This window comes from Streptomyces sp. NPDC045998 (assembly GCF_056430285.1).
Map to the genome: position 1 here is coordinate 515,233 of NZ_JBWKLJ010000001.1, position 20,141 is coordinate 535,373.

At 74.0% G+C, this 20,141-nt stretch carries 19 protein-coding genes and 1 other RNA gene; 10 read left to right on the forward strand and 10 right to left on the reverse strand.

The genetic code is table 11. The annotated features are described in order from the left end of the window. Positions 1-172 precede the first annotated feature (172 nt). The 4 genes from AC07FJ_RS02310 to AC07FJ_RS02325 all read left to right on the forward strand — a co-directional run bounded on the left by AC07FJ_RS02310 (position 173) and on the right by AC07FJ_RS02325 (position 4,006). Positions 173-988 (forward strand): Nif3-like dinuclear metal center hexameric protein, encoded by an 816-nt coding sequence (locus tag AC07FJ_RS02310; protein ID WP_361414188.1) that lies wholly within the window; start codon positions 173-175, stop codon positions 986-988. Continuing rightward, positions 985-1,728, forward strand: coding sequence for a zinc ribbon domain-containing protein (locus AC07FJ_RS02315; RefSeq protein WP_479045252.1), 744 nt, complete (start codon positions 985-987; stop codon positions 1,726-1,728). Before AC07FJ_RS02310 ends, AC07FJ_RS02315 begins: the two co-directional genes overlap by 4 nt. Further along, complete coding sequence (locus AC07FJ_RS02320; protein ID WP_479044395.1) at positions 1,728-3,008, forward strand: bifunctional RNase H/acid phosphatase; 1,281 nt, start codon at positions 1,728-1,730, stop codon at positions 3,006-3,008. Before AC07FJ_RS02315 ends, AC07FJ_RS02320 begins: the two co-directional genes overlap by 1 nt. A 182-nt stretch (positions 3,009-3,190) precedes the next feature. Beyond that, positions 3,191-4,006, forward strand: coding sequence for an SCO4651 family lipoprotein (locus tag AC07FJ_RS02325; protein WP_479044397.1), 816 nt, complete (start codon positions 3,191-3,193; stop codon positions 4,004-4,006). On the opposite strand, the gene eda is transcribed toward AC07FJ_RS02325, so the two are convergent. Together eda and yaaA are read right to left on the reverse strand one after the other, a co-directional pair. Continuing rightward, complete coding sequence (gene eda / locus AC07FJ_RS02330; protein ID WP_479044399.1) at positions 4,003-4,650, reverse strand: bifunctional 4-hydroxy-2-oxoglutarate aldolase/2-dehydro-3-deoxy-phosphogluconate aldolase; 648 nt, start codon at positions 4,648-4,650, stop codon at positions 4,003-4,005. The genes AC07FJ_RS02325 and eda overlap by 4 nt on opposite strands. Positions 4,651-4,713: 63 nt before the next feature. Beyond that, a complete protein-coding gene (gene yaaA, locus AC07FJ_RS02335; RefSeq protein ID WP_479044401.1) occupies positions 4,714-5,496 on the reverse strand; it encodes a peroxide stress protein YaaA in 783 nt (260 codons plus the stop codon). A gap of 193 nt (positions 5,497-5,689) precedes the next feature. On the opposite strand from yaaA, the gene AC07FJ_RS02340 reads away from it, so the two are divergent. Further along, positions 5,690-7,138 carry an RNB domain-containing ribonuclease gene (locus tag AC07FJ_RS02340; RefSeq protein WP_479044402.1) on the forward strand — a complete coding sequence of 483 codons (1,449 nt, stop codon included), beginning with the start codon at positions 5,690-5,692 and terminating at the stop codon, positions 7,136-7,138. Here AC07FJ_RS02340 and AC07FJ_RS02345 read toward each other — a convergent pair. Continuing rightward, positions 7,089-7,700, reverse strand: coding sequence for a hypothetical protein (locus AC07FJ_RS02345; protein WP_479044404.1), 612 nt, complete (start codon positions 7,698-7,700; stop codon positions 7,089-7,091). The two genes, AC07FJ_RS02340 and AC07FJ_RS02345, sit on opposite strands and share 50 nt — an antisense overlap. After that, positions 7,697-8,473 (reverse strand): MerR family transcriptional regulator, encoded by a 777-nt coding sequence (locus AC07FJ_RS02350; RefSeq protein WP_479044406.1) that lies wholly within the window; start codon positions 8,471-8,473, stop codon positions 7,697-7,699. Before AC07FJ_RS02350 ends, AC07FJ_RS02345 begins: the two co-directional genes overlap by 4 nt. 89 nt (positions 8,474-8,562) lie before the next feature. Here AC07FJ_RS02350 and rnpB point away from each other — a divergent pair. After that, an RNA gene (gene rnpB, locus AC07FJ_RS02355) (RNase P RNA component class A) lies at positions 8,563-8,961 on the forward strand. An 8-nt stretch (positions 8,962-8,969) separates the two neighbouring features. Here rnpB and AC07FJ_RS02360 read toward each other — a convergent pair. Both AC07FJ_RS02360 and AC07FJ_RS02365 read right to left on the reverse strand, forming a co-directional pair. Continuing rightward, positions 8,970-9,266, reverse strand: a complete 297-nt coding sequence (locus AC07FJ_RS02360) for a DUF6087 family protein (protein ID WP_479044409.1) — start codon at positions 9,264-9,266, stop codon at positions 8,970-8,972. A 161-nt stretch (positions 9,267-9,427) separates the two neighbouring features. Next, entirely contained in the window at positions 9,428-10,477 is a 1,050-nt protein-coding gene (locus AC07FJ_RS02365; RefSeq protein ID WP_479044411.1) for an excalibur calcium-binding domain-containing protein, read from the reverse strand. 247 nt (positions 10,478-10,724) lie between these two features. On the opposite strand from AC07FJ_RS02365, the gene AC07FJ_RS02370 reads away from it, so the two are divergent. Then, entirely contained in the window at positions 10,725-11,033 is a 309-nt protein-coding gene (locus AC07FJ_RS02370) for a hypothetical protein (protein WP_479044412.1), read from the forward strand. A gap of 8 nt (positions 11,034-11,041) precedes the next feature. Here AC07FJ_RS02370 and AC07FJ_RS02375 read toward each other — a convergent pair whose 3' ends face one another. The 3 genes from AC07FJ_RS02375 to AC07FJ_RS02385 form a co-directional block, all read right to left on the reverse strand. Beyond that, entirely contained in the window at positions 11,042-11,923 is an 882-nt protein-coding gene (locus AC07FJ_RS02375) for a PhzF family phenazine biosynthesis protein (RefSeq protein ID WP_479044414.1), read from the reverse strand. Positions 11,924-12,035: 112 nt separating this feature from the next. Beyond that, positions 12,036-13,469, reverse strand: coding sequence for a hypothetical protein (locus tag AC07FJ_RS02380; RefSeq protein ID WP_479044416.1), 1,434 nt, complete (start codon positions 13,467-13,469; stop codon positions 12,036-12,038). A gap of 307 nt (positions 13,470-13,776) precedes the next feature. Next, a complete protein-coding gene (locus AC07FJ_RS02385) occupies positions 13,777-14,535 on the reverse strand; it encodes an SDR family oxidoreductase (RefSeq protein WP_479044418.1) in 759 nt (252 codons plus the stop codon). Positions 14,536-14,631: 96 nt separating this feature from the next. Here AC07FJ_RS02385 and AC07FJ_RS02390 point away from each other — a divergent pair, with 96 nt between their 5' ends. Further along, positions 14,632-16,245 carry an alkaline phosphatase D family protein gene (locus tag AC07FJ_RS02390; RefSeq protein WP_479044420.1) on the forward strand — a complete coding sequence of 538 codons (1,614 nt, stop codon included), beginning with the start codon at positions 14,632-14,634 and terminating at the stop codon, positions 16,243-16,245. 95 nt (positions 16,246-16,340) lie between these two features. Continuing rightward, a complete protein-coding gene (locus AC07FJ_RS02395; protein WP_479044422.1) occupies positions 16,341-17,624 on the forward strand; it encodes a Bcr/CflA family multidrug efflux MFS transporter in 1,284 nt (427 codons plus the stop codon). A gap of 3 nt (positions 17,625-17,627) precedes the next feature. On the opposite strand, the gene AC07FJ_RS02400 is transcribed toward AC07FJ_RS02395, so the two are convergent. Continuing rightward, positions 17,628-18,953, reverse strand: a complete 1,326-nt coding sequence (locus AC07FJ_RS02400) for a hypothetical protein (protein WP_479044425.1) — start codon at positions 18,951-18,953, stop codon at positions 17,628-17,630. A gap of 187 nt (positions 18,954-19,140) precedes the next feature. On the opposite strand from AC07FJ_RS02400, the gene AC07FJ_RS02405 reads away from it, so the two are divergent. Further along, on the forward strand, positions 19,141-20,109 hold the full coding sequence (locus AC07FJ_RS02405) for a small ribosomal subunit Rsm22 family protein (protein ID WP_479045254.1): 969 nt from the start codon (positions 19,141-19,143) through the stop codon (positions 20,107-20,109). The last annotated feature ends 32 nt before the right edge of the window (positions 20,110-20,141 follow it).

A 20,141-nucleotide genomic window follows, 5' to 3' on the forward strand; every position in this document is an offset into this window, starting at 1 on the left:
TCCCGATTCTCCTGAGGGGGTGGGGTCGGATGTGCTGGGGGAGCAGGGGGAGTGGTGAGAGCAGGGCGTGCGGGGTGCGGCGCGGCGGCCGCAGGGGACGCCGCTGCACGGGCGGGCGGGGTTGTCCACAGGCCAGGGCGGCGGGGCGTGCGGGGCAGGTAGCCTTTCCTACGTGCCCCGTCTGTCTGAAGTCATCGCCGAGCTCGACGCCCTCTGGCCCCCCGAGCGGGCCGAGCAGTGGGACGCCGTCGGCACGGTCTGCGGCGACCCCGACGCCGAGGTCACGCGCGTCCTGATCGCCGTCGACCCCGTCCAGCCGATCGCCGACGAGGCGCTCGCCCTCGGCGCGGACCTGATCATCACGCACCACCCCCTCTACCTGCGCGGGACGACGACGGTCGCGGCCGGCCACTTCAAGGGCCGCGTCGTCCACACGCTCATCAAGAACGACATCGCGCTGCACGTCGCGCACACCAACGCCGACACCGCCGAGCCCGGCGTCTCCGACGCCCTCGCCGGCGCACTCGACCTCCGCGTCACCGGGCCGCTCGTCCCCGAGACCGGCCTCGGCCGGATCTGCGAGGTCGACCCGCCCGAGACCCTGCGCGACTTCGCGGCCCGCGCCGCCAAGCGGCTCCCCGCCACCGCGCAGGGCATCCGCGTCGCCGGCGACCTCGACGCCCTCGTCCGTACCGTCGCCGTCAGCGGCGGCTCCGGCGACAGCCTCTTCGACGCCGTACGGGCCGCCGGGGTCGACGCGTTCCTCACCGCCGACCTGCGCCACCACCCGGCCTCCGAGGCCACGCAGCACACGCCGCTCGGGCTGGTCGACGCCGCCCACTGGGCCACCGAATGGCCCTGGTGCGAGCTGGCCGCCGCCCAGCTCGACGAGATTTCCGACCGCCACGGCTGGGACCTGCGGGTCCACGTCTCCAAGACGGTCACCGACCCCTGGTCCCACCACTCTTCCTCTGGAGCCCCCAACTGAACGCCGCGCCCGCCGACCAGATCCGCCTCCTCGACGTCCAGGCCCTCGACACGCGCCTGTCGCAGATCGCCCACAAGCGGGAGTCGCTGCCCGAGCACGCCGAGATCGAGTCGCTGACCAAGGACCTCACCCAGCTGCGTGACCTGCTCGTGGCCGCGCAGACGGAGGAGAGCGACTGCGCCCGCGAGCAGACCAAGGCGGAGCAGGACGTCGACCAGGTGCGCCAGCGCGCCGTCCGGAACCAGCAGCGGCTGGACTCCGGCGCCATCACCTCCCCCAAGGACCTGGAGAACCTCCAGAAGGAGATCGTCTCCCTCGCCAAGCGCCAGGCCGACCTGGAGGACGTCGTCCTCGAGGTCATGGAGCGCCGCGAGTCCGCCCACGAGCGGGTCGCCGAGCTCACCGAGCGGGTCGGCTCCGTGCAGGGCAAGGTCGACGACGCGACCGCGCGGCGCGACGCGGCGCTGCAGGAGCTGGACGGCGAGGCCGCGTCGGTCGCCAAGGAGCGCGAGGTCGTGGCCGCGTCCGTGCCCGCCGACCTGATGAAGCTCTACCAGAAGATCCGCGAGCAGCAGGGCGGCGTCGGCGCGGCCCGCCTGTACCAGCGCCGCTGCGAGGGCTGCCACATCGAGCTCAACATCACCGAGGTGAACGAGGTGCGGGCCGCCGCCCCGGACACCGTCCTGCGGTGCGAGACCTGCCGCCGCATCCTGGTCCGCACGGCGGAGTCCGGCGTCTGATGCCCGCCGCCGAGCTGCGCGAGCTGATCGTCGAGGCGGACGGCGGCTCCCGGGGCAACCCGGGCCCGGCCGGGTACGGGGCGGTCGTCCTGGACCCGGTGTCCGGGGAACCCCTGGTCGAGACCGCCGAGTACATCGGCGTCGCCACGAACAACGTCGCGGAGTACCGCGGCCTGGTGGCCGGGCTCAAGGCGGCGCGGGAGCTGGCGCCCGACGCGAAGATCCGCGTACGAACGGACTCCAAGCTCGTCGTGGAGCAGATGTCCGGCCGCTGGAAGATCAAGCACCCGGACATGAAGCCGCTCGCGGCGGAGGCCGCCCGCGTCTTCCCCGCGTCCCAGGTGACGTACGAGTGGATCCCGCGCGAGAAGAACAAGCACGCGGACCGGCTCGCGAACGAGGCGATGGACGCGGGCAAGCGCGGCAAGCAGTGGCAGCCGTCGGCGTCGGTCGCCGCCCTCGACGCGGGCGCGGCCCGCGTGGTCGGCGACGCGGCGGCCGGCGCGGCGAAGGCGCGGGCGGCACTGGCCGGCGTCTCGTCGGGGGTTTCGGCGGTGCCGGCCCAGCCGACGAGCGTCTCGGCGGTGGCCACGGCGGCCGCCGCGGAGGCCGCGGCGCACTCCACGCCCCCGGTCGGCTGGGGGGCGCCCGCGGACCTCGGCGCACCGGCCACCTTCGTGCTCCTGCGCCACGGCGAGACGGCGCTCACCCCCGAGAAGCGCTTCTCGGGCAGCGGCGGCAGCGATCCGGAGCTCTCGGCGGTGGGCCTGCGCCAGGCCGAGGCGGTCGCCTCCGCGCTGGCGGCGCGCGGCACGATCCAGGACATCGTCTCGTCGCCGCTGCAGCGCTGCCGCCAGACGGCCGCGGCGGTCGCGGCGCGGCTGGGCCTGGACGTCCGCATCGAGGACGGCCTGCGCGAGACGGACTTCGGCGCCTGGGAGGGCCTCACCTTCGCGGAGGTCCGCGAGCGGTACCCCGACGACCTGGACGCCTGGCTGTCCTCCGCCAAGTCGGCCCCCACGGGCGGCGAGTCCTTCGCGGCGACGGCACGCCGGGTCGCGGCGGCCCGCGACGAGCTGACGGCCCGCTACGCGGGCCGCACGGTCCTGCTGGTCACGCACGTCACCCCGATCAAGACCCTCGTCCGCCTGGCCCTGGGCGCCCCGCCGGAGTCCCTGTTCCGCATGGAACTCTCGGCGGCGTCGCTCTCGGCGGTGGCGTACTACAAGGACGGCAACGCCTCGGTCCGGTTGCTGAACGACACGTCGCACCTGCGCTGACCGCCCCGGAACCGGGGGCCCGGGGTGGAGCCCCCGGGCCCCCGGGCCCCGGTTCCGGGACCCGCTCCACCCCGCCCGACCTCCGCTGCACATGGTCCGACCTGCGCAAACGGCTAAGATCGCGAAGAATGTCGGACAACTGAGAAGGAATGTGGCCTGTGCAGGCAAAGGGGAGGGGCATCGTGCTGGCAGCCGCGGGGGCGGCGCTCACGATGGTGCTGACGGGATGCGGTGGCGACGCAGGTCAGGGCAAGGGCGGTTCCGACCGCGCCGGTGGCGGGAGCCGGAGTGACGACGACAGCAGGCGGACCGATCCGCGTGCCGTGCTGATGTCCGCGGCCGAGAAGATGGACGCCCAGCCGTCGTACAAGACGATCCAGACGGGCCATGGCCCCGACGACCCGGGCAGCCGGTCCGAGATGCTCTTCCAGCGGAAGCCCTCGGCCACGGACATGAAGACGAAGTCGGCCACGGGGTCGCAGCACATGATCTTCGCGGGCGGCAACGTCTACGTGAAGACGGACGCGATCCCCGGCAAGGGCTGGTACACCATGGACCTCGGCGGTGCCGACGGTGGCGACGCGGGGAACTCCCGTGCGGCGGGCTACATCACCGAGTTCGCGGGCGCGCTCGCCGCGACCGACTCCACCGCGTGGGTCGCCGAGGAGAAGGTGGCCGGCCGCCCCGCCGACCACTACCGCGGCACGGTCGTGCTCGACCGGCTCGCTTCGTACGACGGCCCCGCCATGAAGAAGGACGTCCGCGACTCCTACGTCCAACTCGCCAAGAAGCAGGGCTTGAAGTCGGTCGTCATCGACATGTGGGTCGGCAAGGACGACCTCGTGCTCAAGGCCCAGGAATCCGGCACGACCCCCAAGGGGCAGCAGCAGCTCGCCGAGGAGTACTCCGACTTCGGCGCCGTCCCCCCGGTCACCGCGCCCCCGGCGAAGACGGTCGCCACCTGGGACGAGTTCGTCGCCGGCATGGGCAAGTCCTAGAGCTGGGGCGTATCCCGCAGCGACGACGCCTCGCGTGCCAGGGACTCCACCCGCGGCCAGTCCCGCGCCGCGAGGGCGTCCGGCGGGAGCATCCAGCTGCCGCCGACGCAGGCGACGTTCGGGAGGGCGAGGTAGGCGGGCGCCGAGGCGGCCGAGATGCCGCCCGTCGGGCAGAAGCGCGCCCCCGGCAACGGGCCGGCCAGCGACCGCAGGTACGCCGTGCCGCCCGCCGCCTCCGCCGGGAAGAACTTCATGGCGCCGACCCCGCGCTCCAGCAGCGCGACGACCTCCGAGGCCGTCGACACCCCCGGCAGGTACGGCACGCCGGACGCCTCCATCGCGTCCAGCAGGCCGTCCGTCCAACCGGGGCTCACCAGGAACCTGGCCCCCGCCGCGACCGCGGCCGCCACGCCGCGCGCCGAGAGCACCGTGCCCGCGCCGACCACCGCGTCCGGTACGCCGTCGGCGATGGCCCCGATGGCGTCGAGCGCCGCCGGCGTACGCAGCGTCACCTCGATCGCCGTCAGCCCGCCGGCGACCAGCGCACGCGCCAGCGGTACGGCGTCGGCGGCGTCATCGAGGACGACGACGGGGACGACGGGGGCGGCGGCGGCCAGGTCCAGCACGGAAGGCGCGGGGTTCACCCCGGCATCCTCCCGAGGCTCCGTGCGCACCGCAACGGCCGTTGCACACTGCGCAACGGCGGCTCAGTGGATCTCGTCCACCAGCACGTCCAGCTGCCACGCCTTCCCCGCCTTCGCCGGGGCCTCCGCCTCCACCACGTACCCCAGGTCCCGCAGCCCCTCCACGAGCTCGGCCGGTGAGCCGGGCGCGGCCCCGTTCTCCAGGAGGCTCCGGACGATCCGGCCCTTCGTCGCCTTGTTGAAGTGGCTCACCACCTTGCGCGTCGGCGCGTGCAGCACCCGCACCGTCGCCGTACGCCCCGCCACCTCGCCCTTCGGCTTCCACGCCGCCGCGTACGCCGCCGACCGCAGGTCCAGCACCAGCCCCTCCCCGGCGGCCTCGGGCATCACCGCGGCCATGGGCGTACGCCAGTACGCGCCCAGCGCGCCCAGTCCCGGCAGCTTCACGCCCATCGAGCAGCGGTACGACGGGATCCGGTCGTCCACGCGCACCGCGCCCCACAGCCCCGAGAACACCAGCAGCCACTCCCGTGCCCGCTCGCGCGCCGCCTCGTCGAGCGTGGCCAGGCCCAGCGCGTCGTACAGCACGCCCGTGTAGATCTCCCCGGCCGGTCGCGCGCCCGCCGTCCGCAGCCCGGCGTTCTTGGCGACCTCGCCGCGCAGCCCCTCGCTGAGCCCGAGCACCTCGCGGGCCTTGTCCTCGTCGGCGGCGCACAGCTCCACCAGCTCGTCCAGCACGGCGGCCCGCGCCCCGGCGAGCCCGGGCAGCGACAGGGCGCCCGGCTCCAGCGGCGCGCCGCTGCCGGAAGCGGCCTTGCCCTCGGAGGGCGGCAACAGCACGAGCACGGTGGTTCTCCTTCGTCACGTACGAAAAGGGGGTGCGGCCCCCGCGCCAGCGTACGAGACGACGGCGAGGAGCCGCCGACGTGCCGCATGCCGCCCCCGCCCCCGCCCCGCGGGCCACCGAGGTGCCGCGGGCCGCTGATGCGCCGCAGGGCGCCGACGTGCCGCCCCCCGCCCTGCGGCCTACGCTCGGTCCATGCCCCGCCGCCAGATCCGCGTCACCGGCGCCGCCGAGGCTCCCCTCCGGGCCGCGCTGGAGGCGTTGCGCGCCCGGCTCGACGTCCCCGGCGCCTTCCCGGCCCCCGTCCTCGCCGAGGCGGAGGCCGCCGCCAAGGCGCCGCGCCTGCCGGCCCGGGACGCGACCGACATCCCGTTCTTCACGGTCGACCCGCCCGGCTCCACCGACCTCGACCAGGCCATGCACCTCGCCCACCGGCCCGACGGCGGCTACCGCGTCCACTACGCCATCGCCGACGTCGCCGCCTTCGTCACCCCCGGCGGCGCGCTCGACGCCGAAGCCCACCGCCGCGTGCTCACCCTCTACTTCCCCGACGCCCGCGTCCCGCTCCATCCCCCCGTCCTCTCCGAGGGCGCCGCCAGCCTCCTCCCGGGCCGCCCGGTCCCCGCCCTCCTCTGGCGCATCGACCTCGACGCGTACGGCCACCCCGTCGCCACCGACGTCGAGCGCGCCCTCGTCCGCAGCCGCGCCCGCCTCGACTACGCCGAGGTCCAGGAGCAGATCGACACCGGCACCGCCGAGGAGCCCCTCGCCCTCCTGCGCGACATCGGGATGCTGCGCGAACGCCTGGAGGCGGAGCGCGGTGGGATCTCCCTCAACGTCCCCGAGCAGGAGGTCACCCGGAGCGACCGGGACGGGACCTACAGCCTGGAGTACCGCGCCCCGCGCCCCGCCGACGGCTGGAACGCCCAGATCTCCCTCCTCACCGGCATGGCCGCCGCCGACCTCATGACCGCCGCGGGCACCGGCATCCTGCGCACCCTGCCCACCGCGCCCTCCGGCGCCGTGGCCCGGCTGCGGCACGCGGCCAAGGCGCTGGGCATCGCGTGGCCGCACCACGTCTCGTACGCCGCCCTCGTCCGCTCGCTCGACCCCCGCGACCCCCGCCACGCCGCCTTCCTCCAGGACTGCACCACGCTCCTGCGCGGCGCCGGCTACACCGTCTTCGACGGCGGCAAGCTGCCGGAGCCGGCCGTCCACGCCGCCGTCGCCGACGCGTACACGCACTGCACCGCGCCGCTGCGCCGGCTCGTCGACCGCTACGCCGGCGAGCTCTGCCTCGCGGCCGTCGCGGGCCGCGAACCCCCCGAGTGGGTACGCGCCGCCCTGCCCGCGCTCCCCGACGAGATGGCCGCGGGCACGCGCCGGGCGGGCACCGTCGAGCGGGAGTGCGTCGACCTCGTCGAGGCGGCCCTGCTCCAGGACCACGTCGGCGAGGTCTTCGACGCGTACGTCGTCGACGTCCACGACCGCGACCCGGCCGTCGGCACCGTCCACCTCCAGGACCCGGCGGTCGTCGCCCGCGTCGAAGGCGGCACGCGCCCCCTCCCGCTGGGCGAGCGGCTGCGCGTACGGCTCACCCAGGCCGACCCGGGCCGGGCGAAAGCGCTGTTCGCGCCCGCCTGACCGCGGCCACCAGCGCCCGCGCGTCGTCCGCGTGACACCGCACCGTACGCACCGGATACCGCCCGCCCAGCAACCGTACGGCGGTGACGGGCTCGGCCAGCTCGATCGTGACGGACGTCTGCGACGCGACCGCCAACTGGAGAGCCCCCTCCTCCTTCGGATGCGAGAAGAACAGCTCATGCCGTACGGACGCGATGCGCTCCAGCGGTATCACCACGTCCACGTGCCCCGCCTGCCGCACCCGCAGCGCGTCGCGGGTCAGCACGTGCGGCCGGGTCACCGACGCGGCGTGCAGCCCCAGCACGAACAGCACGGTGTACACGTCCAGCACCAGGAACACCTGGTGGACCACCGGCCAGGGCGCCAGCAGCCAGGCCATGCCCACCGTCTCGACGGCGCACACGAAGGCGAAGCCGTACATGTACGCCGCCTGGTCCCGCGCATGTCCGAAGACGCCCAGGACGTCCGCCCCGCCGACCCCGTCCGGCCGCCTGGCCACCCACCGCGCGAGGCTCGCCAGGAGCCGGGCCTCGTGCCGGACGAGCGCCACCACCGGCCTCACCGCCCCCGCTCCCCGACGATCCGCAGCGCCCGCCGGAGGGTCTCGGCCTGCGCGGGCGCGAAGTCCGCGAAGAACACGTCCATGAGCGCCCGGTTCTCGGTCTCCGCCGCCTCCGGCACCATCCCATCCGGCAGCAGCCCGGCCAGCGCCCGCGAGGCCTCCTCCACCCGCACGTCGTCGACCGCGGCGTCCGCGAGCGCGTCGAGCCGCTCGTACACCTGGTACGCCCGGTCCATCGCCCCCGGCGCCAGCGCCATCGCCCGCATGGCCTCCACCAGCCGTTCCCCCTCCTCTCCGGGCGCCACGGACTCCAGCAGCGCCAGCACCTCGCGGTCCCGCGCGGCCATCGCGGGCTCGGGCCCGGGCCGCGCGGCGGAGGCCCGGGCCATGTCCCCGAACAGCTCCGCGAGGCCCGGCGACACCGGCCCCTCGACCGGCAGCCGCCCCGCCCGCGCCCGCCCCAGCAGCGTCCGCAGCCGCTCCCGCCGCGCCCCGATCTCCGCCTGCTGCCGCGCCAGGTCGGCGTCCAGCTCCTCCAGTACGTCGACGAGCTCACGCCCCGCGTCGTCGGCGAGCACGTCCCGCACCTCCTCCAGCCCGAGCCCGAGCTCGGTCAGCCGCCTGATCCGCGCGAGCAGCACGGCGTCGCGCAGCCCGTACTCGCGGTAGCCGTTGGCCCGCCGCGAGGGCTCGGGCAGCAGCCCCAGGTGGTGGTAGTGCCGCACCGCACGCGTGGTGATCCCGACGAGGGCGGCGATCTCTCCGATTCGCATGGAACCAGTACAAACGTTGACGCTGCGGCAAGGTCAAGGCGTCCGGTCCCGGCGTCGCGGCAGCCGGGTACCATGGTCGACACGGCAGACGAGCCGGGCGGACGGCCGCGTGGGGATCCTCGGATCCTCCCGAGGAACGTCCGGGCTCCACAGGGCAGGGTGGTGGCTAACGGCCACCCGGGGTGACCCGCGGGACAGTGCCACAGAAAACAGACCGCCGGGGACCTCGGTCCTCGGTAAGGGTGAAACGGTGGTGTAAGAGACCACCAGCGCCTGGGGTGACCCAGGCGGCTAGGTAAACCCCACCTGGAGCAAGGTCAAAAGGAGACACCCCGGTGTCTCTGCGCGGACGTTCGAGGGCTGCCCGCCCGAGTCCGCGGGTAGACCGCACGAGGCCGGCGGCAACGCCGGTCCTAGATGGATGGCCGTCGCCCCGACGACCGCGAGGTCCCGGGGCACAGAACCCGGCGTACAGCCCGACTCGTCTGCCCCACACCTACCGCGGAGCCTGCGGCTTCCGGTGCCTCCCGGTTCCGGGTCCGAGCTTCGGCGTCGGCGCCTCGGCAGGCGCCGTCTCGGCGTCGGGGAACAGCACCCGCCTCGCCTGCGCGAGGTCGGTCGCGAAACCGTGGGGCTCCCACATGTGCCCGTTCCACCGCTGGATCGCACGCGGTGCCTCGGGGTTCAGATGCGACCCGCGGGGCCCGTCGCCGCTCACGAGCGGCACGGCGCGGAGCTGCCCGATCCTCGCGTCGCGGCGCTCGGCCCACTGGGACAGCGGTTCATCGTCCATGCGCCGGAGGGTAGTGCCCGGACGAGCCGGTGCTCCCGGCGCAGCGGGAGGCTTCCCCCGATCCGGTACGGGCGGGGCCCTTCGGTGACGCGAGCCGTACCGTGCCGGGGGTACGGACGACGAAGCCCCCGCCAGGGGCGGGGGCTTGCCGGGGCCGGTGGTTACCTGTCGCAGGCGATGCCGTCGCCGTCCCGGTCCAGGCCCTTGCGGTAGCCGGGTTCACCGCTGCGGATGGGGGCCACGCCGGCGGCCTTGGCCGCGTCACAGTTCTTGTAGTAGGCGCTGCCGCCCCCGCCGGAGCCGGTCGAGCCGCCGGACGACGAGGAGCCGCCGGACGACGAGGAGTCCGCGTCGTCGTCGCCGGTGCTGGGCGGCGGCGTCGTCGGGTCGGGATGCAGTTCGGTGTGCTCGTCCGTCGGGCACGCGGTACCGGGCGCGGTCAGCTTGAGGTACGCCGTGGTCGTCTTCGGGGACTCGATCTCCTTGCCCTCCTCGGGCTCCTGGAAGCAGACCTTCCAGTCGTCCACGGAGGCGGGGAGCGTGACGTCGGTGTACGCGCTCTGCGGCTCGATCTCCTCGAAGCCGATCGGCTCGAGGGTGTCGGACGCCTTCGTGAACGTCAGGCCGACGACCTTCGGCATCTTCGGGAACGGGATCGGCTCGCCGTCCTTCGCCGGGCACGGCCACTCCACGCGGACCACGCCGAAGTCCAGGGTGGGCAGCTTGCCGGTCTTCTTCGCCGCCGGAGTCTGGAAGCAGACGCGCCAGTTGTCGTCGTCCCACTGGCCGGCGTCCTTGTCCGAGGCGTCGTGCGAGACGGAGTCGTACCCGGCGGCGTCTGCCGCGGCGCGGGCGTCCTTGAGGTTCTTGCCGACGTAACTGGGCGGTCCCGCCGGGCTCGGAGTGGTGCCGGGTGCCGGAGTCGTCGGCGCCGTGCTCTTGGTCGCGGCGGGTTTCGCGTCGGCCTGCGGCTCCTTCGGCGGGTCGCTGAGGACGATCGCCAGGAACCACACGCCGGAGAGCACCGTGGCGACGATCTTCTTCGTACGGCTCCAGCCGCTGAGCCAGGCGAGCGCGATGCCACCCGGCGGGATGAGGACCAAGGCCGTGATGATGAGCGCGGGGTGCTGCCACCAGCGGCGGACCGGCGAAGGCGCATACGGATACGGCGGGGGCTGCTGCGGGTAGCCGGGCGGCGGCGGTGGCGTCATCGGGTCTCCAGGGGCCGTGAACTGAGCGCCGCTCAAACTACACAGGACGTTCACAGGTGGAGGGGTGATTCCACAGATTGGGCCTCCACGACCTCGTGGGTGTCCAGGGTCCGGCGTCCCGTTCGGCGCAACTCGTCCGCCGCCCCTCGTCCGCAGCCCCTCCGCTACGCTGCCGCACGCCGTACTCAGGCCCGGCTGGGTACGCGTACTCATTCGCCGTGGGCAGTACGGCGGCACGGTGGGACGCATGAGCGAAGCATCCGCGTCCCGGCCCCGGCCCGGGCCGCGCAATCTCGGGCTCTTCCTGGCCGCGCTGCCCTTCAACGTGCTGATCTGCGGGTACGCGTTCCTCGACGTCGGCATGACCGAATGGGCGGCGGCCGTCGGCGGGGGCGGGCGGGTCGAGCCGCCGGTTCAGGACCTGCTCGTCTGCGCGGGGCTGACCGTCGCGCTGGGGGCGCTGCTGTGGCTGGGCAAGGGGCGCGTCGCCGCGTTGCTCCAGGCCCTGCCGCTGCTCTTCGTCGTGATGCTCATCGAGGGCTGGCAGCCCTCCTGAGGCACCCGCTACCCGGTGATCCGCGCCCCCGCGCCGCTCACGCGGACGCGGCCCTCGCCCGCGCGCAGTTCGACGGTCAGGACGCCCGGGCGGCCCATGTCCTCGCCCTGGTGGAGCGTGAGCACCGCCGCCTCGGGCACCAGGCCCACCTCGCGGGCGTACGCGCCGAAGGCGGCCGCCGCCGCGCCCGTCGCCGGGTCCTCGACGACGCCGCCCACCGGGAACGGGTCGCGGACGTGGAACACCGTCGGCGAGGCGCGCCACACCAGTTGGACCGTCGTCAGGTCCAGGCGGCGCATCAGCGTCGCGAGGCGGTCGAAGTCGTACGCCAGGTCCGCCAGGCGGGCCCGGGTCGCGGCGGCCAGCACCAGGTGGCGGGCGCCCGCGAAGGCGATCCGGGGCGGCAGGGCCGCGTCCAGTTCGGCGGGTGACCAGCCCAGCGCCTCCAGCGCCTCGTGGACGTCGGCCGGCGAGGCCTCCTCGACGCGCGGCTCCACGCTGGTGAGGGTGGCCCGCAGTGCCCCGCGGTCCTCGGTCACCGTCACCGGCACGGTCCCGACGGGCGTGGCGAACGCCAGGTCCCCGGGCCCCAGGCGCTCGCCGAGCGCGACGGCCGTCGCGACGGTGGCGTGCCCGCAGAACGGCACCTCCGCCTTGGGGCTGAAGTAGCGGATGGTGAACGCCCGCCCCGCGCCGGCTCCGTCCAGCCCCTCCGGCGGCGGCGTCAGGAACGCGGTCTCGCTGTACCCGAGCTCGGCGGCGATCGCCAGCATGTCCGCGTCACCGAGCCCGGCGGCGTCGAGGACGACACCCGCCGGGTTGCCCCCGCCGGGGTCGGCGGAGAACGCCGTGTAGCGCAGGACCTCGGCGGAGCGCGAAGTGATCGTCATGTCCGTCCCAACGCACCCGGGGCGGACTCTTGTTCCACGCCGCGCCGCCTAGGGCCTGTCTTCTGGATCTTTCCGGGCCGCCCCGCCGGGGCGGGGCAGCCGGCGGGCTCCGTTACTGGGTGACGGAGTACAGCATGCGTTTCCCTGGGAATTCGCTGACGCTCCAGATGAGGTCGGCTCCGTCCCGTGGCCAGACCGAGAGGTCCTCCACGCCGATCGCCGCGACGCGGCGGACCGGGTCGGCGGTCAGCGTTCCGGTGCTGGTGCCGGGCTGGGTGGCCTTGATCAGGGTGCCCAGCTTCGTGGAACCGTAGCTCTGGCTCAGGTACCAGGTCCCGTCGATCACGGCCGCGCCCTGGACGGTGCCGTTCTGATCCCATGTGGAGACATAGGGAATGCGGTAGGCCGCGTCGGCCCGCCACATCCCGTTCGCGTCGGTACGCGGGACTCCACCGCTGGTCTCCATCGGCCAGCGGATGACCCGGCCCGTCTCCTTCGGACCGGACACGGCGGTTGCCGAGCACCACTCACCGCTCACGATGTGCCGTACGGATCCGGAGCGGTCCAGGCTCGCGTAACTGGTCCTCGGGGTGCGGTCGTCCGCGGTGCAATCCTTGTCCTCGTCCTGCATGTCACAGCCGGGCAGGCCGCCAGGGAGGTCGAAGTCGTCGCATGCGGCGTTGGTCCAGCCGGTGGACTCGGGGAGGATGTACCGGTAGCCGTGACCGTAGTAGACGCCGTCCTGCCGGCCCACCATGCGCTTCTCGGTCAGGTTGCCCCTGTCGCCCGCGGCCTTGAGATCCATGATGTCCCGCAGGTCGAACACGCGGAAACCACGGGCCGTGTCGGGCACGTACAGCTTGTACCCGTACCACACGATGCCGCCGGCGTGCAGGGAACCCTCTCCGTAGCGCTGCGACGTGCGCAGGCTCATGTAGCTGGCGTTCTGGTTGACGTTGTCGTACGGGTAGACCAGCAGGACGTGCGCGTACTTGCCGGTGTTCTTGTCGATGATGCTGATCCGCACGCCCTTGACGTCGGTGTTCTTTCCGTTCTTGTCAGGGGACTCGGTGACCTTGTCCAGGTGGTACCAGGTGACGATCATCGGCCGGTGTTCGGACGGGTTCCAACCGATGTCGGGTTCGGGATCGCCCCAGACCTGGTCCGCGTCGGCGTCGGCGACACTCGTCACGCCCTGGGGACGCCACTCGGGGGTGCCGCCGTCGGTTCCCGCGTCGTCGGCGTCGAAGCAGATGCTGCTGTACAGGTTGTCGATGGGGACCCCGGCCGACGCGGACGGGTTGCACGAGCCGGATCGTTCCCGTGTGCCCGTGTTGTTCGCCTCTTGGAGGATCTTGTTGACTCCGACCGTTGGGATCTCGGTCTTCAGCTCGCTTGTGAGCCTGCCCAACGTGGCCTGGTTGCGTACCGGCCGCAGGACGAAGTTGTCCAACGACAGGCCATGGTCCTCCGCGGCCTGGACACCCTGCTCGGCCTGAGCCTGTGGACTCCCCGGCCCGAGCAGTGCGAGCGCAACGGTCGCCATGCCGGCGGCCATTGCCACGAAACGCCTCTTCAACTGGTTCCTTCCCCGTAGCCGCCGCTCATGGCCCCCGTCGGCGGCGGAGCCTCCGACCTCAGACGCGGTCGGTGCGTGTCAGCAGCGACCCTACGCACCGGGGTGATCATCCGACAAAGCGTTCGGACGCGGCTCGGTCCTGTTCGGCGGATCGTGTTCGGGCAGGGCTCGGTGGGTTGGCCGGTACGGGGGCGACCCGCCGCCCTGCGATCACACGCACCAGACGCCGCGGGCCCTGCCCTGCGGGCAGACGGCGCTACTTTCCGGACACGCCCTAGCCGCGCCCGATGTACGGCATCGCCGTGGCCATGACTGTCGCGAACTGGACGTTCGCCTCCAGCGGCAGCGCCGCCATGTGTGCCACCGTCCGGGCCACGTCCGCCGCGTCCATCACCGGCTCGGGGGCCAGGGTGCCGTTCGCCTGGAGGATGCCCGCCTGCATGCGCTCGGTCATCTCCGTCGCCGCGTTGCCGATGTCGATCTGGCCGCAGGCGATGCGGTACGGGCGGCCGTCCAGCGAGAGCGACTTCGTCAGGCCCGTCATGGCGTGCTTGGTCGCCGTGTACGCGATCGAGTGCGGGCGCGGCACGTGCGCCGAGATGGAGCCGTTGTTGATGATCCGGCCGCCCTGCGGCGACTGCTCCTTCATCTGGCGGTACGCCGCCTGGGCGCACAGGAACGCGCCCGTCAGGTTGACGTCGACGACCGACCGCCACGTGTCGTGGTCCAGGTCCTCGACCGGCGTGCCGCCGCCCGCGAAGCTGCCCGCGTTGTTGAAGAGCAGGTCGACGCGGCCGTACCGGTCGCGTACGGCGGCGAAGAGGGCCGCCACCGCGTCGGGGGAGGTGACATCCGTCGGGACACACAGCGCCTCCGCCCCCTCGCCCGCGCGTGCCGCCGTCTCCTCCAGGGGCTCGGCCCGCCGGCCCGCCAGCGCCAGCGACCAGCCGTCCTCCGCCAGTGCCAGCGCCACGCTCCGGCCGATGCCCGAGCCCGCGCCCGTCACCACCGCGATCCTCCGTACAGCGTTCATGGGGCCGCAGCGTACGGGAGGGTCCGGCACCTGGAACTCATATGGCCGACATGTGGATGTTGTGGACGCGACAACCAGGCCGGGTGCACTGAGCACATGACCGCCGAACTGCGCGCCGCCGCCCGCCACTTCGACCGCCGCCGCTTCCTCACCGTCACCGGGGCCGCCGCCGCCCTCGCCTTCGCCGTGAACCTGCCGGCCGCGGGCGCGGCGAGCGCCGCCGAGCTCGACGCCCGGAAGATCACCGAGGACCCCTTCACGCTCGGCGTCGCCTCCGGCGACCCCCTGCCCGGCTCGGTCCTGTTGTGGACGCGCCTCGCGCCCCGCCCGTACGAACCCGGCGGCGGCCTGCCGCGCGCCCGCGTCCAGGTGCGCTGGGAGCTCGCGCACGACGAGGCGTTCACCCGGATCGCCAGACGCGGCCACGCCACCGCGCACCCGGAGTTCGACCACACCGTGCACGTCGAGGCGGGCGGCCTCGCTCCCGGGCGCCCGTACTACTACCGCTTCCGCGCCGGGGCCTGGCTGAGCCCCGTCGGCCGCACCAGGACCGCGCCGCACGCCGCCGCCCGCGTCGGGGAGCTGCGGCTCGCGGCCGCGTCCTGCCAGGCGTACCACGACGGGTACTTCACGGCGTACCGGCATCTCGCGGAGGAGGACGTCCACGCGGTCTTCCACCTCGGGGACTACCTGTACGAGTACGCCGTCGACGCGGCGGGCGGCCACCGGCGCTACACCGACCGGCAGCTGCCCGCGCACTTCAACCGGGAGACGGTGACCCTGGAGGACTACCGCCTGCGGTACGCCCTCTACAAGACGGACGGGGACCTGAAGGCCGCGCACGCCGCCCATCCCTTCGTCGTCACCTGGGACGACCACGAGACCGAGAACAACTACGCGGGCGGCACCCCCGAGAACGACGTACCGCCGGAGGAGTTCCTGCTGCGCCGGGCCGCCGCCTACCGCGCGTACTGGGAGAACCAGCCCCTGCGCACCCCACAGCGGCCGACCGGGGCCGGCATGCGGCTGTACCGGCGGCTGCGCTTCGGCGACCTCGCGCAGTTCGACATCCTCGACACCCGCCAGTACCGCTCCGACCAGGCCTACGGCGACGGCTGGCAGACCCCCGGCCCGGAATCGGAGGACCCGGCCCGCACCATGACCGGCGCGGAGCAGGAGCGCTGGCTGATCGACGGCTGGAAGGACTCCGGCGCCGTGTGGAACGTCGTACCGCAGCAGGTCACCTTCGCCCGGCGGCGCAACGTCCCCGGGCCCGACTTCAAGCTGTCCATGGACGCCTGGGACGGTTACCCCGCCTCCCGCAAGCGCGTCCTCGACGGCGCCCAGGCGGCCGGGGTGGAGAACCTCGTCGTGCTGACGGGTGACGTGCACGTCGGGTACGCCTTCGACCTCAAGGCCGACTTCGACGACCCCGCCTCCCGCACGGTCGGCACCGAGCTCGTCGCCACCTCCGTCAGCAGCGGCCGGGACGGCGCCGACAAGCCCGCCAACTGGGACAACCTCACCCGCGCCAATCCGCACCTGCGGTTCTACAACGGCCGCCGCGGCTACCTCAGGGTCACCCTCACGCCCGGACAGGCCCGCGCCGACTTCCGTACCGTCTCCGCGGTGACGACCCCGGGCGCCTCCGTCACCACCGCCGCGTCGTTCGTGACGGAGGCGGGGAATCCGGGCCTCCGGCCGGTATGACCCCGGCGGGGCCGCCCCCGGCCCTTGAGGTTTCAACCATTGCCGTCGACCTGCGAGCATAGGGCGCTGAGCCAGCCCGCGAACGAGGAGACGTGATGCCGGAGAGCGGCCCCAGCCACATACGCACCGAAGGCGCCGAGACCACGGCACCGACGACAGGGGGAGCCACGGCCGCCGCGCGCCGCGCGAGCCTCCTCGTCACGCTCGTCCTCGGCGGGCTCACCGCCCTGCCGCCGCTCTCCATGGACATGTACCTCCCGGCCCTGCCGGAGGTCACCAAGGCCCTGGGCGCGCCCGCCGCCACCGTGCAGCTCACCCTCACCGCCTGTCTCGCCGGCCTCGCGCTCGGCCAGCTCGTCGCCGGTCCCATGAGCGACAAGTGGGGCCGCCGCCGCCCGCTGCTCGTCGGCATGATCGTGTACGTCGCCGCCACCGCCGTCTGCGCCTTCGCGCCCGGCATCGAGCTGCTCATCGCCTTCCGGCTGCTCCAGGGCCTCGCCGGCGCGGCCGGCATCGTGATCGCCCGGGCGGTGGTGCGGGACCTGTACGACGGGGTCGAGATGGCCCGGTTCTTCTCCACCCTCATGCTGATCTCCGGCGTCGCGCCGATCATCGCCCCGCTGATCGGCGGGCAGGTGCTGCGGCTCACCGACTGGCGCGGCGTCTTCCACGTCCTGACCGCCGTCGGGGTGCTGCTCACGCTCGTGGTGTGGAAGTGGCTGGGCGAGACGCTGCCCCCGGAGCGGCGGCACGGCGGTGGCGTCGGCGAGGCGCTGCGCACCATGCGCGGGCTGCTCGCCGACCGGGTCTTCACCGGCTACATGCTCGCCGGATCGCTCTCCTTCGCCGCGCTGTTCGCGTACATCTCGGCCTCGCCCTTCGTCGTCCAGGACCTCTACGGGGCGTCCCCGCAGACCTTCAGCCTCCTCTTCGGGCTCAACTCCGTCGGCCTCGTCGCGGTCGGGCAGATCAACGGAAAGCTGCTGGTGGGCCGGGTCAGCATGGACAAGGTGCTGGCCTTCGGCCTCGCGGTGCTCACACTGGCCTCCCTCGCCCTGCTCCTCATGACCAGCGGCGTCTTCGGGCCCGTCGGCCTGGTGCCGGTCGCCGCCGGGCTGTTCGTCCTGATGTCGGCGATGGGCCTGGCCATGCCCAACACCAACTCCCAGGCGCTGATGCGCACCCCGCACGCCGCCGGCTCCGCCTCCGCGCTGCTCGGTACGTCGTCGTTCCTGATCGGCGCGGTCGCCTCCCCGCTGGTGGGCATCGCCGGGGAGCGGACGGCCGTTCCGATGGCCGTCGTGCAGCTGGTGTGCGCGGTCGGCGCGGTGGGCTGCTTCCTGCTGCTGTGCCGTCCCTGGCGCAAGGAAGCGGCCTGAGCGCTAGTCCTTCTCCGCGTACGCGACGAGGTGCACCCGGTCCGCCGGGTCCGTCCAGCGGAACAGTCCCACGCCCGCCACCTCGGCCTCCGGCAGCCGTACGTTCGGCGGGAGCGCCTGGGGCACCCCGGTGGACAGGTCGATCCGGACCGGGTTGCCGCCGCCCGCCAGGGCGTCGGACGGGCTGCGCGCGCTGCTCGCGCCGTAGACCACGCCGTCGTCGGTGACCGTGGTGAGGGTGAGCGGGCTGGTGCCGTCGGGGTTCTCGAAGCAGCGGCCGGTGCGGGCGTCCAGGTCGAAGGCGAGGCTTCCGGCGGCCAGGTACCGCGCGCCGGGCGAGGTCACGGCCCTCGGGTGCTCGCCCGGTTCGATCGCGGGCTTGCGGCACTCCGTCTGCACCAGCGGCGCGCCGGTGGTCACGTCGTGCACGGCCCAGACGTCGTGCGTGGCCGCCCGCCGGGCGCCCTTCTTGTGCTGCCAGCGGGCCAGGACGTGCCCCGGGGTCAGCGAGGTCGGCACCCCGCTCGCCGGATCGGCGCCCGAAGGGGCGTGGCCGCGGCTCGCCCAGCCCCCGCGCACCCAGAAGCTCCGGGCGCCGCTGACCAGCAGGCCCTTGGGGGTCATCCCGCGCACCTCGGTGAGGGTGCGGCACTCCGGGCAGCCCTTCGGATACCCGAGCGCCTCCGGCGCGACGGTGGTGACCTCGCCGGTGTCCGGCGCGACGACCGCGCTCCTCGCCTTGCCGTCGCTGACGACGACACCCGGCCCGGTGGCGGTCACTATCGGCGCGTCCGGCCACGGCACCTCCACCCGCCGCCGGGCGCCGTCGGCGGCGTCGTACACGTCGAGGGAGACGAAGCTGCTCGCCGGCGTCAGCGGGTCGCCGCGGAGCGAGCCGTACGACCAGGCCACGACGTACCGCCGGCCGTCCTTGGCGAGGGACAGCAGACGCGGTACGTCGCCGGGGCCGCCCAGCGGGTGCCACGGGCGGCTCGTCCAGCGGGGCCGGCCGGTCGTGGCGTCGACGGTGCGCAGGCGGTACTGCGCCGCGCCCACCGGCTCCAGATAGGCGATCAGGCCGGTGGCGGGGTCCACGACGTAGCCGGCGGAGACGTCGGGGAGCTCCCAGCCGCGGCGGGTGTCGTACGCGGCGGGGACGGTCAGCCGGGTGACCGGGGCGGCCGGAGTGGCGCTGCCGGTGGCGGTCCGGGTCGGCTTCGGGGTGCCCTTCGGGTCGTCGGCGCCGCCACCGCAGGTGGCGAGGAGGAGCAGCAGGGCCAGGACGGTCACACCGGCCACCAGGGCCATGCGCACGATCCTCTGTCTCATGGTCCCCCCGTGAGCCCGCCCACCCGGATCAGGGCGGCCAGCCTAGCAACGCGGGGCACCTCCGGGGGCCGCCTACGATGGGTCGGTGAACGTCTCCCCGTCCCCCTCCGACTCCGTCTCGGCCTCCGTCTCGGCCTCCGCTCCGGCTTCCGTTCCGGTCTCCGCCTCGGCCTCCGTCTCGGGCGCTCTGCGTGACGCGCTGGCCGGGCTGCTCGACGGGCTCCCGCCGACGAAGGCCGCGCAGGCCGTCGAGCGGCTCATCGCCAGCTACCGGGGGACGACCCCGACCGACGCGCCCGTGTTGCGCGACCGGTCCGACGTCGTCGCGTACGCCGCCTACCGCATGCCCGCGACGTTCGAGGCGGTGCGCTCCGCGCTGGACGCGCTGCGGGCCGCGGCCCCGGAGTGGGTGCCGGGCACGCACACCGACATCGGCGGCGGTACGGGCGCGGCGAGCTGGGCCGTCGCGGAGGCGTGGGACTCGGCGGCGCGGACCACGGTGCTGGACTGGGCCGAGCCCGCGCTGGCGCTGGGGCGCGAGCTGGCCGCCGCGTCCGGGGTGCCGGGGCTGGCGGACGCGGTGTGGCGGCGCGCCCGCATCAGCGGGGCGCTCCGCGTGGAGGGCGGCGACCTCGTCACCGTCTCGTACGTCCTCAAGGAGCTCACCGAGGCCGACCGCGCGGCCGTCGTCACCGAGGCGGCCCGCGCCGCGCAGGCCGTCGTGATCGTCGAACCGGGCACCCCCGACGGCTACGCCCGGATCATCGAAGCGCGCGACCTGCTGATCGCCGCCGGCCTGCGCATCGCCGCACCCTGCCCGCACAGCGCCGCCTGCCCCATCGAGCCGGGCACCGACTGGTGCCACTTCGCGGCGCGCGTCAGCCGCTCGTCGCTCCACCGCCAGGTGAAGGGCGGGTCGCTGGCGTACGAGGACGAGAAGTTCTCCTACGTCGTGGCGACCCGCTTCCCCGTCGTCCCGGCGCCCGCGCGCGTCACCCGCAAGCCGCAGATCCGCAAGGGGCAGGTGCTGCTCGACCTCTGCACCGAGGCCGACGGGCTGCGGCGCGACACGGTCACCAAGCGGCACGGCGCGCTCTACAAGGCGGCGCGGGACGCGGCGTGGGGCGACGCGTGGCCCCCGCCCCCGCACGAGTGAGCCGACCCTCCGATGAGGTGACAAGCGGCAAC